General features: G+C 23.6%; 10 protein-coding genes and 1 pseudogene. 3 read left to right on the top strand and 8 right to left on the bottom strand.

The genetic code is table 11. The annotated features are described in order from the left end of the window. Positions 1-30: 30 nt before the first annotated feature. On the top strand, positions 31-1380 hold the full coding sequence (locus tag MBBAR_RS02065) for a polysaccharide pyruvyl transferase family protein (protein WP_143746099.1): 1350 nt from the start codon (positions 31-33) through the stop codon (positions 1378-1380). An 83-nt stretch (positions 1381-1463) separates the two neighbouring features. Here the strand turns inward: MBBAR_RS02065 and MBBAR_RS02060 are convergent, their stop codons facing one another. The 3 genes from MBBAR_RS02060 to MBBAR_RS02050 all read right to left on the bottom strand — a co-directional run bounded on the left by MBBAR_RS02060 (position 1464) and on the right by MBBAR_RS02050 (position 6116). Beyond that, positions 1464-3251 carry a CDP-glycerol glycerophosphotransferase family protein gene (locus MBBAR_RS02060; protein ID WP_080459623.1) on the bottom strand — a complete coding sequence of 596 codons (1788 nt, stop codon included), beginning with the start codon at positions 3249-3251 and terminating at the stop codon, positions 1464-1466. A 229-nt stretch (positions 3252-3480) separates the two neighbouring features. Beyond that, the gene (locus MBBAR_RS02055; protein WP_080459622.1) at positions 3481-4590 is read right to left on the bottom strand and encodes an acyltransferase family protein; all 1110 of its coding nucleotides are present in this window, start codon (positions 4588-4590) and stop codon (positions 3481-3483) included. Positions 4591-5033: 443 nt separating this feature from the next. Continuing rightward, a complete protein-coding gene (locus tag MBBAR_RS02050) occupies positions 5034-6116 on the bottom strand; it encodes an acyltransferase family protein (RefSeq protein WP_143746098.1) in 1083 nt (360 codons plus the stop codon). Positions 6117-6666: 550 nt separating this feature from the next. Between MBBAR_RS02050 and MBBAR_RS02045 the strand changes: the two genes are divergently transcribed. Further along, a complete protein-coding gene (locus MBBAR_RS02045; protein WP_080459620.1) occupies positions 6667-8055 on the top strand; it encodes a polysaccharide pyruvyl transferase family protein in 1389 nt (462 codons plus the stop codon). Positions 8056-8134: 79 nt separating this feature from the next. Here MBBAR_RS02045 and rfbA read toward each other — a convergent pair whose 3' ends face one another. The 3 genes from rfbA to MBBAR_RS02030 form a co-directional block, all read right to left on the bottom strand. After that, positions 8135-9004: a glucose-1-phosphate thymidylyltransferase RfbA gene (gene rfbA, locus MBBAR_RS02040; protein ID WP_080459619.1), complete on the bottom strand. Its 870-nt coding sequence runs from the start codon at positions 9002-9004 to the stop codon at positions 8135-8137. A 36-nt stretch (positions 9005-9040) separates the two neighbouring features. Next, positions 9041-9904 (bottom strand): dTDP-4-dehydrorhamnose reductase, encoded by an 864-nt coding sequence (gene rfbD / locus MBBAR_RS02035; RefSeq protein ID WP_080459618.1) that lies wholly within the window; start codon positions 9902-9904, stop codon positions 9041-9043. Between the two features lie 80 nt (positions 9905-9984). After that, a complete protein-coding gene (locus MBBAR_RS02030; RefSeq protein WP_080459617.1) occupies positions 9985-11304 on the bottom strand; it encodes a UDP-glucose dehydrogenase family protein in 1320 nt (439 codons plus the stop codon). A gap of 587 nt (positions 11305-11891) precedes the next feature. Between MBBAR_RS02030 and MBBAR_RS02025 the strand changes: the two genes are divergently transcribed. Further along, entirely contained in the window at positions 11892-13160 is a 1269-nt protein-coding gene (locus tag MBBAR_RS02025; protein ID WP_080459616.1) for a nucleotide sugar dehydrogenase, read from the top strand. 79 nt (positions 13161-13239) lie between these two features. Here the strand turns inward: MBBAR_RS02025 and MBBAR_RS02020 are convergent, their stop codons facing one another. Both MBBAR_RS02020 and MBBAR_RS09995 read right to left on the bottom strand, forming a co-directional pair. Next, positions 13240-16335 carry a glycosyltransferase family protein gene (locus tag MBBAR_RS02020; RefSeq protein ID WP_080459615.1) on the bottom strand — a complete coding sequence of 1032 codons (3096 nt, stop codon included), beginning with the start codon at positions 16333-16335 and terminating at the stop codon, positions 13240-13242. A 474-nt stretch (positions 16336-16809) separates the two neighbouring features. Beyond that, positions 16810-17591: pseudogene (locus MBBAR_RS09995) on the bottom strand (transposase). Positions 17592-18033 lie beyond the last annotated feature (442 nt).

Here is an 18033-nt window from a genome sequence, read left to right as displayed (position 1 = left end):
AAATTAAAGCTATTAAAATTTTATTAAACGGTGGTATATATAAAAAATATTCTAATTCGTGCAGGAAAGGATTATTTTGAAAGTTTTTCACCTGAAACAACATTTTCATACAGAAAAAGAAGCATGTTTGGACATAATGTAGGGTTCTATTTAATTTCCGATTCTGTTTATAAACTAATTTCAACTCCAGATAATTCTATAACAGTTGATAGCTATTTGCTTGGATCAAAAAAATCTTATAAAAAAAATGTTGCTGAAACAATAAATAGTGAATTCGATGCATTTGTGCTTCCTGTTGCTGATTTTTTAAAACCAACACAAATAAATCATGTTAAAAGAATAACAACATTAATAAAGAATTTAGATATTCCACTATGTGTTTTAGGACTAGGAATTGGTATTGGTTTAGATGTTAATAGCTTCAACGATACCAAAACAAATGAAACCATGGAAAAATTTGTAAGGGCAATATTAGAAAAATCTAAATCAGTGGGTGTTAGAGGTGAATTAACTTTTAAATATTTAAACAGGCTAGGTTTCGATGAAAATGAAATAAATGTTTTAGGATGCCCATCAATTTATTTAAACGGTCCAGAATACAATATAACTCCTCCTGAAATTAATAATGATTCGAAAATAGCACTGAATATAACACCTTCTGTTAAAAAATATGCTAATTTTGTAGAAAAGACTATTAATAAATATAAAAATTACAAATATTTCATGCAAGATATTGTTGATTTAAGACTAATCTTGTTTGGAGAAGATTTAAAAGATATTGGAAGAGAGCATGTAAGAGATTATTACATGAAAATATTGAACAAAAATAAGGCTATTTTTCCGATAAACTCTAGAAGTTGGATTAATGAATTAAAAAATTATGAGTATGCAGTTGGAACAAGATTACATGGAACAATAGCTGCATTGAACGCGCGAATACCTGCAACATTAATTATACATGACTCAAGAACCCAAGAAATAGCTGACTACCACAAAATTCCTTCAATATCCATTAATCATATAAATAATAAAACATCAGTTGAAAATATTGTAGAAAACTCTAATTGGAACGAATTCAATCAAACTTCTAAAACTAACTATAATAAACTAATTAAATTTTTTAAAGACAATAGGATAGATGTTACTAAAGAATATCCAAATCCTGAAATTGCAAAAAAAGAAAAACAAAATGAAATGGGAGGAATTGTTGAACAAATATACTCAGAAAAATATGGTATTAACCAAAAAGAATTATTATCAAGAATCAAATATTCTGCCCAAAAAGAAGTATATACTTACAAACCACCATTTTATATAAAAAATAAAAAAAGTCATAATGTTCAAAAAAAGGGTTTTTTAAAAAGATTAGAAAAAAAATAAAAAATTTAAAAATAAAAAAATGAAAAATAAAAAAATAAAAAAATCATTATTACTTAAACTAAAAATCATGAAAATTATTTTATCTATTTATTTTGATTTAATTTCTCAAAAATCAGATTAACAATTCTTTCAGTTGATTTACCATCAAGATAATCAAAAAATTTAGATTTAAAGCTATTTATTTTATAATTTTCAAAATCATTATTTTTAATTGAATTTACAATTCCTTCTTGAGAATATATAATTTTGCCTGGAACAAAAGTTTTATATTCATAATAAAAACTACGCTCAGAAATATAATTTTCTAAATCAAATGCATAAAATAGCATTGGAATGTCTAATAATGCTGCCTCAAATACTACCGAAGAGTAATCACTGATCAAAATATCAGTTATAAATAACAAATCATTAATGTCTTCTGTAATATCTATATCGATTATATTATCTTTATATTCATTAGGAATTTTAAAATGATCCTTTACAAAAAAATGATGTTTCATTAATATTGCATATCCATCCCCTAGTTCATTGTACAATTCAACAGGGTTAAAAGCATTTATAGGATAATAACCATTTTTTCTGTTTCCTCCTCTATAAGTTGGAGCAAAAAGAATTATCTTCTTATTCTCTAAATGAGGGTATCTATTATAAAATTTTTCTTTAGCTGATTTTGCATAATCATCATCAAAAAATACGTCTGTTCTTGGAACCCCTAAAGGTAAAACTTTTTCATTAGAAATACCAAATGCTTCAGCATAACAATCTATGATGCTAGAACTTGAAACAATAGCATTATCATATTTTCTATTAGCAGTATCATTTAATTTTGGAGCTCCTGGTTTTCCTAAGCGTGAAAATCCAAAGGTTTTAAATGCTCCACAGGCATGCCAAACTTGAATTAAATATTGGTCAGTGATATTAAAATAGTTCATTTTTTTAAAATAAGCATCCAACAAAATAACATCTGCTTGAGCCATTTGAATATATGTCTTTATTCTATGTTTAAAAGAAGCTGTTGGAAAACTTTGATTACAAGTAGAAATCTCCATAGAAATGTTATCATATTTTTGAAGTTCTTCATGAATAAATTTAAGATTTCCAGTAAGTTTTATGTCTCTTTCTGAAACAAACATTATCCTATTATTTTCTTTTGAAACTTTTCTTACAAGATGATAACCTATATTAATCATTTTATTTTTAAAAATAATAAAGCTATTTTCAATTCCTATATTTGAAAAATGTGACATTCTCCATAAAATGTGTCTTAAACCCCTTTTTAATGGATTTGGATCTTCTAAATATAATAAACCTCCTGAAGAATTTAAATTAGGTATTTTAGCCATTATAAATATAGCATCCAAAATAAAAAAAGGAATTAGTATTATTGCAATCACGAGAGATATAATTCTTATAACATATGAAAAAAACATTTTTGTAGAATGTTTCATATTTCTATTATGTGAATTTTTAACTCTTTTTAGATAAAAAGTAGAGTCCTCACTAAATTTTAAATCATAATTATGATCTAAATTAACTAAACCAATATTATTAGGATCTATGTGAATTTCTTCAACTTTCTTATTACCATAAATTAAAAATAATGATATTCTAATAGTATCCCACTTATTATCAGGGAAAAGTTCTTTTATTATCAATTTATGATTAAATGTTACATAGTCTTCATTTTTGAAAGAAAAATATGCCCTTTTACGTTGTAATATAGGAAGTAGTAAATTCTGTTTACCATTATTAAAATAAATTTTTAACTTAGGTTCAAAAACATCAGGATCATAATCAATATTACTATCAACATTAATTGTAAGTAATCCATTTTTAACTGAAAACTCTTTTAAATTTAATTTGTTTTTCATAAAACCAACTTAATAAAAAAATAAAGTTGCAACTTAGCACTAACTAAACTAACAAATATGATTATTATAATATAATCAAATATAATATGATTAAATATAATATTTTAAACTATAATTATATACTTATTTATGATAAATATGATTAAATATAATTATAATTAGTTATATTGATTAAATTATAATTAATATAATTATTTATAAGTTAATATATAAATTTATTGCGAGCCTTTCAGTTAGGCTTTACTACTAAATTGACAAAGAAATCTATAAATTTTTTCATGTATATTGTTACAATGTCTCTAGATAATATAAACACTATAAAAGCAGTTACTATTGTCACATATAAAAATGCCAAATAAGGATTAGTAAATAATAATTGTCCTAAACTAGAATCTAGGAAAAAATTCTTTAACGACCTTGTAAAATAGAAATGTAGAATATAAATGGCTAAAGAATTTACCCCTATTTTTGTTAAAAAAGTTTTTTTATTTGGCATTAAATAGGTTAATAAAATAACAGTTATGATACTAGAAAAAAGAGTTAAAGTTCTCATTAACATTCCAATTTTTTTGCCTAAATCTAATTGAACATATCCTTTTTCAAAAGAAAAGAAGTTTTTAGGAAAATCTGAGAATATAAAAGATAATGCTAATAAAAACAATCCTAAAAATATAATAATCAATAATTTATTATTTATAATGAAATCTCTTAATTTTAATAAAATATTTTTAAGTTTTACATTAATTGAATTTAAATAATCATCAGAATTCCTAAAATAATATCCCAACATAAAAATAGGTAAATAATAAAGTCCTTTAAGAATTCCTAAAAAATTAGATTTAAGACTTATTAATCCAATTAACAATGCAAGAGCAACCATAATCCAAAAAACATGTTTTATTTTTGTAAATACTGGTAAAAAAGACCTCATAAAAAATAAAGTTATTAAATACCAAAGTCCTGCAGCTGGGACCAAGTAAGGAGTTTTAGGTAAGTTTGAGCCAAATACAAAAAAAGAAAAAGCAATCCAAAGTGTGCAAAATAAAATAAATGGAATAAAAAGACCTTTAAATGCTTTAATTTGTGTATTTTCATCTACTTTAGAAAAATAACCACTTATGAAAAATAGAAGAGGCATTGCAATAACTAAAGTTATTTGACCTAAAGGCCTGTAAAAAGGAAATTGAAAAAAAGAATCTAGTACATGGAAAAAAACAACTAATATTATTGCGAATCCTCTTAAATTATCATATTTAAATAGTCTTTGAGATTTTTTGAATTTTGTATTAGGCCTAGTTATAGAATTATGAAAGTTTTCTGTATTAATGTTTTTTGTCATAGCTTCATCCCATTGTAATGTATTGAATAACAAAGTAAAATTATATATAATGAATTATTAATTGTTAGAAAAATTATTTTAAATTACATATTTTATATATTCCATTATGAATTTTCAAGATATTATATAAAAAAATTTAAAAATATTCACTTATCATATTTAATAAAACTTCTAATATATAAAAACTTTGAAAAATTATTTTAAAAGTAATAATAAATATATTTTATAAAATAATAAATATCCACTATAATAAATAATATTCGATTATTAAAAATAATAAATATTAAAAATATAATAAATATCAAAAAATCAGAAATATAATAAATAAAAATTAAAATTAAACTAAGATATTAAAATAAAAATTAAAATAAAAATTTAAATAAAATAAATTTAAATTTAGACTAAACATCAATTAAGCTAAAATTAAAGTTTTTATTTATATATTATGAAGTTTTCACAAGTAATTTTACAAATAAATTAATAACTTTATTAATGGATTTTGTTACAAAATCCCTTGATAGAATGAATGTGATTACTAAAGTAGCAATTATTACATATATGATAGCTAAATATGGGTTATTTGATACTATATCTCCTAAAGATGAACCAAGGAAAAAAGTTTTAAGTGATCTTGTAAAATAAAAATGTAAAACATAGACAGCTAATGAGTTCATTCCTATTTTTGTAAGAAACATTTCTTTATTTGGCATTAAATAATTAAGTAGTATAGCAACTATTATACTAGCAGCAATTGTTATCAATCTTAAAAACATTCCTAGTTTATCACCGATTCCTAAATCATCATAACTTATATCAAAAGAAAAGAAGTTTTTTGGAAAATCAGCGAAAATAAATGATAAAGCTATTAAAAATAATATTAAAAACACAAAAGTAATTATTTTATTACTTACAATAAAATTTCTTACCTTTAAAAATACACTACTAATTCTACTATCTAATTCACTCAAATAGTACTCTGAATTTTTAAAATAGTATCCAAGCATAAAAAGAGGAAGATAATAAACAGTTTTAAAAATAGATAGAAAATTTGAACTATATGATATTAAACCAATTAATAAAGAACCTGCTATCATAATCCAAAAAATATGCTTAATTCTAACAAAAACAGGTAAAAATGATCTCATTAAAAATAATGTAAGTAAATACCAAAGACCAGCTGAGGGTAATAAATAAGGAGTTTTAGGTAAATCCCAACCAAAAACAATGAATGTGAAAATAATCCATAGTGTACAAAATAAAAAATAAGGAATTAAAATTCCACTAAAAGCCTTTATTTGAGTATTTTCATCTACTTTAGAAAAATAGCCACTTACAAAAAATATAATCGGCATTGCAATAATTACAATTAATTGTCCTATAGATTTATAAATAGGAAAATTAAAAAAAGAATTGAGTAAATGAAAAAAAACAACTAATAATATACCTAATCCTCTTAAGTTATCATATTTAAAAATTCTGGTATTTTTACTACTTAAATCTTCAGTTTTTGAAGAAAAAATATTCATATTTAAAAAAATAAATGATTTAAAATAATTTAATTTATCAAAAATACAATCCGCCCCTTTTATAAATGATAAAAAATTTGCTGAAAAATAAAAAAAATTAATATTATAATACAATTACATAAGAGTATAAAAAATTATACACTAAAAAATTATATAATGAAATTTATATTAAATAATATAAAATTATAATATAATATTAATTAATTATAATCCATATAATCCAGTGATAAAATATAAATTAAATAATAAGTTATAGATCTAATTAAACTAAATACAATTGCTATAAATTAGTATATAACTTTCATTAAACGATTTAATTTATAATTAAAATTGAATTTCGTATTTTTTAGATTTGTATTAACAAATATTTAAACCTTATGAAAATATTCTAAAGAAAATAAAAATTTGAAACTTAAATATAATAAAGATACTTAAAATTGGATAGATTTGAAAAATTTGCTATTTTAAGATAAAAAATAATAATAATAAATAAAAATAATCTTTTAATTAAGAATGAAATAGATTATTTAAGAAATAAGAGATTGATGATATGAACAAAGTGCTAATTCGTGCAGGAATTTCACCTTTTGACAGTTTCAGTCCAGAAAAAATGATTGCTAGAAATTCAATTGGGAATAATGTGGGCAATTTAATATATCAGTATGGAGTATTCCGTACATTAACATCCGAAAATCTTGAGGTAATTCCTGATTATTATGGTGTTGAAAATGGAAAAATTAAATTAAATGATGCTGAAAAAATTAATGATAACTATATTGCATATGTTTGTCCTTTTGCTGATGCTTTTCGGCCTAATTTTATTAAAAATTTGAAATTATATACAAAATTAATAGAAAAATTAGAAATACCATTTATTGTTGCAGGAATTGGTGTGAAAACTAGTATTAAAAAATTAGATAATAAAAATTTTTCATTTGATAACGAAGTATGTGATTTTATTAATGCAGTTAATGGAACTGGAACTATAGTTGGAGTTCGAGGCGAAATAACCGCAGATTATCTAACAAACCTTGGGTTTGAAGAAAATACTGATTTTATGATAACTGGGTGCCCTTCAATGTTTACATTTGGTAAACACATGAAAATAAATACAAAAGGAATTACCTATAAGTCTACAGTATCTATAAATTCTTCACTTAAATCCTCAAGATCTATAATTAAATTCATTTCAAAAAGTTCAGAAGAATTTTATAAATATTATTTTTTACCTCAATGGCTTTCAGAATTTCATTTATCATATTTAGGTAGTCCCGAATTAAAGAAAAAAAATAAATTTTATCCAACAAGTTTAAAATCAAGAATGTATAAAAATAACAACGTTTATTTTCCAATCAATGCTAAAGGATGGATAAATTTCCTAAAAAAAGTTGATTTTAGCTTTGGAACTAGGCTACACGGAAATATAGCAGCTACGCTTGCAGGCACCCCAAGTATTACTATTGTAAAAGACGGCCGCATGAAAGAAGTTGCAGATTATCATAATTTAGCTAGAATCAATTCAAAAGAAATTAAAAAATTTGATTCTATACTTGAATTAATAAATAGTGTTGACTTTAATTCTCCAGAAAAAGAGCATGAAAAACGTTTTAAAAATTATCTAAAGTTTTGGGAAAAAAATGGCATTACAACAATATATAAAAATAATTTTTCACTCAAAAATGCCCCTTTAGATGAAAAAATCAGAAATACCTCAAAATTAGAGCCTATAATTTCTATATCTAATTTAAATAAAAATCAAGTTAACAAACGTTTGAAAAATTATCAACACGAATACAAAAAATGGAATAAAGAAAGAAAAAGAGTTATCTATCATGAAAAATTGAATTATATTAAATCACAACCTACATTATATTCCAAATTAAATGAAACATATAATATATTAAAAAAATATATTAATAAAAAATATTTAAAAAAATAGATAATAAAATTTAAAGAAATAAAATAATGAATTGCTATTAAATTATTAATCTAATAATTATTAAAAAATAATATAAAAATCATCTATTTAAAGATAATTTCAATAAATATTTACCATAATCAGTTTTTTCCAAAGATTTAGCTATTTCAACAAGTTTTTCTTTATCAATGTATCCTTTATAATAAGCAATCTCCTCTAAACAAGCAATATATAACCCTTGCCTTTTTTGAACCGTTTCTATAAAGTTAGCTGCTTCTAAAAGTCCAATATGAGTACCAGTATCCAGCCATGCCATTCCCCTACCTAAAAGTTCAACTTTAAGCTTATTCTGTTTTAAATATTCCTCATTAATAGAAGTTATTTCTAATTCACCCCTATTAGATGGTTTAACATTTTTAGCTATTTCAATAACATTATTATCATAAAAATAAAGACCAGGAATAATATAATTTGATTTCGGATTTTTTGGTTTTTCTTCAATTGATAAAACATTTCCTTCATCATCAAATTCTACAACTCCAAAATCTTCTGGATTATTAGTATAATATCCAAATACTATAGCCCCTTCGTCAAGTTTAGAAGCATGCTCTAATATTTCAGTTAATCTATGTCCATAAAAAACATTATCTCCTAAAACAAGAGCTACATTATCATTACCAATGAAATCTTCACCTACAATAAAAGCTTCAGCTAATCCATTTGGATTATCTTGAACTGCATAACTAAAAGATACTCCAAAATCAATTCCATCACCAAGTAATTTTTCATATTGAGGAAGGTCATGAGGGGTTGAAATGATAAGTATTTCTTTAATTCCTGCAAGCATTAAAACTGATATTGGATAATAAATCATTGGTTTATCATATAATGGGAGTAATTGTTTGGAAACTGCCTTTGTAATTGGATATAAACGAGTTCCAGATCCTCCCGCTAAAACAATTCCTTTCATTTTTAAATCTCCATAATCTCAATTTAATCATTAAGTTTAATTCCTATAGTTAACTCCTAATTCAAGCTCCATATAATTTTTAAGAGCATCCTTATAAGATCTTAATGATTTAAAGCCAGCATTTTCCCATTTTTCATTTGAAAGAACTGAATACTCAGGTCTTTTAGCAGGTGTAGGATATTCTTCAGTAGTTACAGGGACTACATTAATATTTATATTTGCTAATTCAAATATCTGCTTTGCAAATTCATACCAAGTACAGTTATCACTATTTGTAACATGATAAATTCCATATTTATCAGTTTTAATAAGTTCAGATATAGCTATAGCTAAATCTTTTGTAAAAGTAGGAGAACCATGCTGATCATTAACAACACTGATTTTATCATTTGTTTTTGCTAATTGAAGCATGGTTTTAACAAAATTCTTTCCATTAAAACCATATAACCATGCAGTTCTAATTATAAAATAATTATCTGTGTTTTCTTTAATAAATAACTCTGCTTGGAGTTTAGTTTCGCCATAATAACTATTAGGGCCAGTTTTATCATCTTCATGATAAGGTTTCAAACTATCACCAGAAAAAACATAATCAGTACTAATATGTAACAATTTAGCATTAATTTCATTTGATACTATAGCTAAATTCTTAGGGCCAATTGAATTAACATTGAAAGCTAAATCTCGATTAGTTTCACAGCCATCAACATCAGTATATGCAGCTACATTGATTATTAGTTCTGGTTCTTCTTTTTTTAAAAATTCATCTACTTGATTAAAGTTAGCTATATCTAAATCATCAATGTCTGTAAGTATCAATTCGTGTTTATTTTCATTTTTTAAGGTTTCTACTAAATCTGAACCTAACATTCCCTTATAACCAGTTATTAATATTTTCATGATATCATCTTAATATTATTTAATCTTTATATTTTAATCCTTATATTTTAATTTAAAACATTGATAAGTTTAAATAAAATTTAACAGCCAATTTGATAATATTCAAATCCTAAAGTGTCTAACAATTCCTTGTCAAATTGATTTCTACCATCAAATATAATTTTATGTTTTAATCTGTCATGAATTTCATTAAAATCAGGACTTTTAAACTCATTCCATTCAGTTACAATAATAAGACCATTACTATCATTTAATACATCATATTTACTATTACAAAATTCAATATTTTCATTATTTTTAAAAATATTCTCAGCTACTTCACGGGCTTTAGGATCATAAGCTTTGATATTTGCACCAGATTTAATTAATTCATTAATTATCACAACAGACGGAGCTTCTCTCATATCATCCGTTCCTGGTTTAAATGATAATCCCCAAATACTAAAACTAAGATTTGAAAGATTCTCTCCAAACTTTTCTCTAATTTTATTAACAAGTACCACCTTCTGATTATTGTTAACACTTTCTACTTCATTTAAAATTTTAGGAGAATAGCCAGCTATTTCACCAGTTTTTATAAGTGCACTAACATCTTTTGGAAAACAACTTCCACCATAACCACAACCAGCATATAAAAAACTATAACCAATCCTTTTATCGCTTCCAACCCCTAAACGGACTTTGTTTACATCAGCTCCAACTTTTTCACAAATATTAGCTATTTCATTCATAAAAGATATTCTAGTAGCCAACATTGCATTAGAAGCATATTTAGACATTTCTGCACTTCTAATATCCATTATAATAAATCTATCATGGTTTTTAACATAAGGAGCATATAACTCTTTCATCATGTTGATAGTTTTTTCATCTTCAGATCCAATAATAACCCTATCTGGCCTCATAGAATCTTCAACAGCAGTCCCTTCCTTTAAAAACTCGGGATTTGAAACCATTTGAAAATTATAATTAACTCCTCTTTTATCAAGTTCTTTCTGTATAATTTTATCAATTTTATCTCCTGTTCCAACTGGTACAGTAGATTTTGTGACAATTATAAGATCATGAGACATTAATTCCCCAATATTTTTAGCTACTTGAAAAACAACACTTAAATCAGCACAACCATCTGATGCCATTGGAGTTCCTACCGCTATAAAGCAAATATCCGACTTAGATAAACCTTTTTTAAGTTCTGTTGTAAAGATAAGGTTTCCTTTATTATGATTTTTAATAACCATACTTTCTAAATGCTGTTCATAAATAGGCATTATCCCATTTTTAAGGGATTTAATTTTTTCCTCATCAATGTCTATGCAATAAACATTGTTTCCCATTTCTGAAAAGCAAGTTCCTGTTACTAATCCCACATATCCTGTTCCAATAACTGTTATATTCATGTTTAATCACTGATGAATTTTAATATTAAAAATACTAATTTTTTATAGATTGTTCTTAAAAAATAAAGAATCAATAGAGCCCAATATAATATAAAAATGTTTAATATACTACAATCAATATAATATAAAATATTTAAATATACAATATATTATACAATATAAATATAATAGAAGATAATTTTACTGTATAATATTTTGCTGTAATATTTTATTGTATAAATTTTATTGTATAAATTAAAATTTAATATGAGAATTTTATATATAATAAAAGTTAAATTAGTATTATTTTTAATAATTTTTAATAAATACGCTAAACATAATATTATTTTTACTGATATATAAATATTCTAATACTATATAATATTCTATAATATTTAATATTAGTTAAATTAATAATTACATAATGATATATAATTAAAATAAAATTTTTAAATATAATTATTTTTAATAATTATCTAATAATAATTATATAAAATAATTATATAAAATAATTATTTGAAATCTAAAAATTATCTAAAAATTATTTCCATAAATCAGAATTATTTCCATAAATCTAAATCTATAAATTTGAATAGCTAGTGATTATAATGAAAGTTTGTATAATTGGTCAAGGGTATATTGGTCTTCCAACAGCAGTTTTATTTGCAGATAATGGTTGTGAAGTAGTAGGAGTAGATATAAACCCTAATATTATTAATAGTTTGAATAGTTGTGAGCTTCACATAGAAGAGCCTGGACTTAAAGAAAAATTAGAACTAGCCATAAATAATAAAAGATATTCTGCATCATTAAATCCACATAAAAGTGATGTATTTATAATCACAGTTCCAACACCAAACAATATAGAAGATCTCTCTTGTGATTTAAGTTATGTTATATCTGCATGTGAATCCATAATTCCTTGCTTGGAAAAAGAAAATATTGTAATTATAGAATCAACAATAGCTCCAATGTCAACCAACAAAATTATAAAACCTATTTTTGAAAAAGCAGGATTTGAAATAGGGAAAGACTTATATCTTGCACACTGCCCTGAAAGAGTTCTTCCTGGAAAAATAATAGAAGAACTCATAAATAATGATAGAATAGTTGGAGGAATAACACCTCGATGTTCGAATAAAGCAGCTGAAGTTTATGAAACTTTTGTAAAGGGAAAAATAATGAAAACAGAAGCTAAAACAGCTGAAATGTCAAAATGTATGGAAAATACATTTAGAGATGTTAATATAGCTTTAGCAAATGAATTAACAAAAATATGTTCAAAAATAGGAGTAAATTCTCTTGATGTTATTGAATTAGCTAATAAACACCCGAGAGTTAATATACACAGTCCAGGGCCAGGAGTTGGAGGTCATTGCTTAGCTATAGATCCTTATTTTATTTATTCATTAGCTCCTGATGAAGCTAAAATGATTAAATTAGCTAGAGATACTAATAATAGTATGCCTAAATTCGTGGTTGATAAAACAAAAGAGATTTTAGAAAATATTGATGGAATTAAAACTATTGAAGCCCCAAAGATAGGGATTTTAGGAGTTGCATATAAAGGAAATACTGTAGATACAAGAGAAAGTCCTAGCTTGATATGTATAGAGCTATTAAAAAAGGAAGGTTTTGAAATAGCTATCCATGATCCTCATGTAGAAGATGAAAATTATTGTAGTTTTGAAGAATGTATTAAAGATGCTAGTCTCTGTATTGTATTATCTGACCATGATGAATTTAAGAATCTAGATTATGATTTGATGAAGGAAAAAATGAGAAATCCTATTATTTTTGATACTAAAAATATTGTTAAAAATAATGAATCAAAGGATTTAATAGTTATAAATTATGGGAATTTAGATATTTTATGAAATCTTATATTATTTGTATAATTTTTCAAATCTTTAGTTAAACAACACCCCCTATTTTATAAAAAATATTTTAATTAAATTATTTTTTAAAATTCTTTATTAATTCTAAGATTTCTTCTGCTCTTTTTTCAAATGTATGATTATTTAGTACAATTTTTCGACCTATTCTAGCTTTTTCTATCCTCTCATCTTCATTTTCAATATAATAATCAATTAACTTTTTCAATTGTTTTTTATCTGAATAAGTTACTAAGAAATCCCCAAATAATTTTTTAGAATCTTTAAATTCGTCAGAAATTATGAAAGCTCCTGAAGCAAGTCCATCGAAAATTCTATTGGAAACAAAACCATTCTTAGCCATGTCTTGCCAATGATCATTTAACAAAATTTTACAAGAGGAATAAAGCTTGTTTAATTCATGGTTAGGTATATAAGTATCAGATATATACTTTTTAGTAATAAATTTTTCCCAATGTTGACCATATAAGCCCAGCTCTCTTTTAGTAGGTAAAAGATCTTTTATTATCTTTCTAAAAACCCCCCTACTATTTCCAACAAAAAGCAATTCATGAGCATGATTAGCTGATTTCTCAGGGAAAAATAGCTTTTCATCGGTACATTGTAATAATGGCTTTATTGGAACTTTTAATTTCTTACTTAATTCTTCAGCCATAAAAATAGAAGAAATAAATATATAGTCATAGCTATTATATTCCCCAATACTGACCAATTCAGGATGAGAAATGTTCCACATTATATTAAATTGGTTTGGTTTAGTTTCATATTTATGTAAGCCTCTTAGAACTATAACAACATCAGAATAATTTTCTTTATTCCATTCTTTCCTGAAAAATATTCTTGTAGAAAAGTTTTTCATCCTAATTTGTTTTTTAAGAGCTAATGCAAAATGATAGTCTCCCCAATGTTTTGCTGATTTTTTGTTAGGTGCTGGTACCATGATAGAAATAGAAGGATTTTTAAAAAATTTTAATTTTTCCTTAATAGCATGCTCAAATATATTTTTTAGTTCTAACGCTCTCTTTTTATATGTGTGATTTTTTAGAACTATTTTATGTAATTCATTTATTTTAGAGTTTCTTATTTCATCATTTTCTAAATAAAAACGAAGCAACTTATTTAGCTCCTCTTTTGAGTTAAAAGAAGGTAGTAAACCATGGAAAAGTTCATTTGAGCCGATTTCACCATTTGTTATAACTAATTTTTTCGCAGCAATTGCATCAAAAACTCTGCTATTAACTGAACCATATTTTTTCGTTACATGATTGGCATCATCTATAACAATACTCGTAGAAGCATAAATAGTAGGAATATTAAAGTATTCAAAGAATCCTTTATTATATTTCTCAAATTTATCTATTTTATCCCAATTTTTACCAAAAATAGAAAATTTATAATTCAAATCATCAGGATCCAAAAAATCAATTATTTCTCTTTGAACATTCCAATAGCTCCCTGTAAAACAATAATCACATAAATATTCATTAGAAGGGGGTATATTATTGAATCTATTAGGATTAGTAGCAATAGGCAATAAAAAAACTTTTTTATTTAAAATTTTACTTACATAATTACAAGATTTTTTACTTGAAGCAATATAAATATCATAATCATATATTTCTAATTTATTAACCCACTCCTCAAACCAATTTCTCATCCATGCTATTTTTATTATATTTTCTTTTAGATTCAAATTAGAAATATCATAGTTATGTAAAAGATTTATTATTATATCAAAATCAGGATCATTAAGCTTTTCATCTATTGTTATAAATTTAACTTCATATTCTAAGTTAATTAATTCTTTAGAAATTTCTAAAGCTGTAAAAACATCTCCAGCAGTTGAATTAGGGCCCATTTCAGTTACAATTATCCCTATATTAAGTGAATCACTTGTTAATAATTTTTCACATTTTAATTTTTCTTCAAGAATTTTTTCAAATAAATAAGATTTCCATATTTTATTTAAATAGAGAAAATTCTCTTTTCTCCTTTTAATGACTTTTTTAATTGAATCCTTTCTTTGAGTAGAGGATTCATGATGAAATAATAATGCAGTTGAACATAAAATATTTTTATATCCTCTTTTAAGAAGTTTAAGAGCTAAATCAACATCTTCATAACCATAAACATATGTTTCATCTAATCCTCCAACTTCCTCATAAACAGATTTTTTAATTAAAATAGCTGCCGCAGTAACTCCTGCAACAGTATCCGTTTTTATACTTTTATCAAATGGATCCATTCCATTTCCAATGTTATATGCTCTAAAATTATCACCATCAGTTCGAAAAGCTATACCTGCATGTTGAACTTTAAATGATTTTTTTTTATTACTAGAATCATAATACATAGGATAAACTAATTTCGCACCAACTGACCCAATATTATTATCATTTATAATTATGCCCATCATTTCATTGAGCCATCCATAGGTAGTTTCTATATCATTATTAAGCAAAAGAATATATTCACCATTAGATTCTCTAAATCCCTGATTATTTGCTTCTGAAAAATTTTTATTTTCAGTATTTCTGATTATTTTTAAAGGTAATTCTTTTGATATTTCTTTCAAAAATTGAATGGATGCATCATTAGAATCATTATCAACTACAATAACTTCATAATTAGAGTATACAATGTTTTCCTTAAAATTATCAAATAATCTTTTTAAATTATCAACCCCATTTCTATTAAGGATTATGATAGATACTAATGGCATAGATTCAAAAACAGGACAAGAAAGCGAAACATAATTTTCTTTAATTATTTTATTTTTATTTTTTGTTTCATAGTTGTAGTTAATATGTCTTTTTTCATGAATTCCAAATATACAATAATGGATTAGCGGATTTATATTAGAATTTTTAACATCATCATATTTAGACAAATAAAAGTTAGTATTAAAATTATGACTTGGATTTCTCCCTTCTTTAGCTCCATAACATAAATAATGAACAAAAGGATCGAATTTGAAGAAGTTTATATCCTTATTATGCCTAATATAATAATTATTATTAAAAAATTTACTATTTTTTGTTATATTATAACCTTTTAGAATAATTAGAAAATTTTTAAAGCCTATATTCTTTAAATTTAATAACAAACAAAATATTGAAAATTTAGAAATAATTCTGTAAATTTTTTTATTTTTCATGAAATCACATTTATTAAATTAAAATATCCAAAAAACTTTTTTATAATCAATTTTTCAAATTTATTTTTGGGTTAGCTTTTTAACAATCTTTCCCACAGCTATCATAATCATCCATTATTATAAAATCATCACTAATATTTTTATTAATATTTTTATTAATGTTTTTATTTTGTTTCAATAATATATTTGTTAATTTTAATTCTTTATCAGCTGTTTATTAATTTTTATTTGATTTTCTAGTTTTGATTTTTGTAAAAATTATAACTATTATTTTTCTCTAATAACTTATTAAAAAGTTTAACCATGTTTGTACCATAGATTGTTCATTTATATTCTACAAAATGATTTATAATATTAACTTATTATTAAATTTAACTACATAACTAATTGAAAAATATGTGAAATATTTTTTAATTATAATTTATTTTATAATTCTTTAAAGATTTAAGTGATTATATAATATACTTTAGGGCCCTATTTTTTTCGTGATTCTGAAAGCCTTTGTAATTCTGTTTTTTCGTTGCATCCTAGTGTTATTATCATTTCTGCTAAAAATACATTCCATATTGTTGTTTTTTAGCTGACTTTGGTGTATATTTGTGTATTTTTTTAAGTTTAGACCTGATTTGCATAATTTGAAAAAATCTTCTATCTACCTATTATAAGTTTGTGACTTCCCTAATCCTCTATTAATTTATTAATTGTCTTTTTAATTATCTGAAAATTGTTTTTAACTTTTCTATAGGTTTTTTAGGATTAAATATTTCTAAAAGATAGGGCAATAGGCCTTTTAGTTTATTAATATTGAAATTATTTTTTGGAAATATGAATGGGATGATTTTATACTTACAAATACCGATAATATAATATTTATAGCCATAATATCCTTTATCGAAGATTAATATCTTGTTGTTTCTCATTATTCGTCTTATTTTTAGTTCTTTTAAAATTTCATCAAAAAGTTTAGAATCATTAGGGGATCCTGAGTGGATTAATGTTACAATAGGAATTGCAGAAGTGTATTCTATGATAACTGTGGATTTAAATCCAAGATTTTTTAAATCTACAACAAAATCAATCTCTAATCTAAAAAAATGATCTTAAACATGATTTTAAGACATAATATGAATATATTGATATTTTTACACCATAAAATCCAATGATCTTTTAGCTTTTCTAGAATCGATAATTTTAAATATCTTTCCTAACAAAATATAATTATCCTCTTCTTTTTCGTAATTTAGATGATAGTCCATTATTATCGCCAAATAATAATATGTAAAGTATTTTATTTAAATATATCTATTAAAAAACTATGAAACTATTTTTACTAAATACAAAAATGTATTTTTACCATGCCAAAAATAAACCCATGTTAAAATAGAAAAATAAGCAAAATATACTCCCTAACAAATCAAAAAATAGAGGGCTAAATATACTTATTCAAAATATTTTATAAAAAATTAAATTCAATTATAATGGAAAATTTAATAAAAAAGTAAATATTAAATGTAAATCGTTCCTAAAAAATTTTTGGCTATAAATTAGATTTTATTTTTAAAGTAAGATAGTATAAAATTATAAAACAAACCCAAAAACTAATAAAACTTAAAAATATTAATAATTATAAAATTAAACAAATTATATAATATTTATGGATTATATTTCAGTAATTAAGAGTAAGTTTTTTAAATAAAT

The sequence above is a fragment of the Methanobrevibacter arboriphilus JCM 13429 = DSM 1125 genome (assembly GCF_002072215.1).
In the GTDB taxonomy this organism is placed as follows: Archaea; Methanobacteriota; Methanobacteria; order Methanobacteriales; family Methanobacteriaceae; genus Methanobinarius; species Methanobinarius arboriphilicus.
Note: the sequence above shows the minus strand (reverse complement) of the source record. Positions and strands in the feature narration are given on the sequence as shown.

Excerpts from the sequence above, each read along its gene's own strand:
- MBBAR_RS02030 (WP_080459617.1), bottom strand. The coding sequence starts at position 11,304 with ATGAATATAACAGTTATTGGAACAGGATATGTGGGATTAGTAACAGGA.
- MBBAR_RS02055 (WP_080459622.1), bottom strand. The coding sequence starts at position 4,590 with ATGACAAAAAACATTAATACAGAAAACTTTCATAATTCTATAACTAGG.
- rfbA (WP_080459619.1), bottom strand. The coding sequence starts at position 9,004 with ATGAAAGGAATTGTTTTAGCGGGAGGATCTGGAACTCGTTTATATCCA.
- MBBAR_RS02025 (WP_080459616.1), top strand. The coding sequence starts at position 11,892 with ATGAAAGTTTGTATAATTGGTCAAGGGTATATTGGTCTTCCAACAGCA.
- MBBAR_RS02060 (WP_080459623.1), bottom strand. The coding sequence starts at position 3,251 with ATGAAAAACAAATTAAATTTAAAAGAGTTTTCAGTTAAAAATGGATTA.
- MBBAR_RS02050 (WP_143746098.1), bottom strand. The coding sequence starts at position 6,116 with ATGAATATTTTTTCTTCAAAAACTGAAGATTTAAGTAGTAAAAATACC.
- MBBAR_RS02045 (WP_080459620.1), top strand. The coding sequence starts at position 6,667 with ATGAACAAAGTGCTAATTCGTGCAGGAATTTCACCTTTTGACAGTTTC.
- MBBAR_RS02020 (WP_080459615.1), bottom strand. The coding sequence starts at position 16,335 with ATGAAAAATAAAAAAATTTACAGAATTATTTCTAAATTTTCAATATTT.
- rfbD (WP_080459618.1), bottom strand. The coding sequence starts at position 9,904 with ATGAAAATATTAATAACTGGTTATAAGGGAATGTTAGGTTCAGATTTA.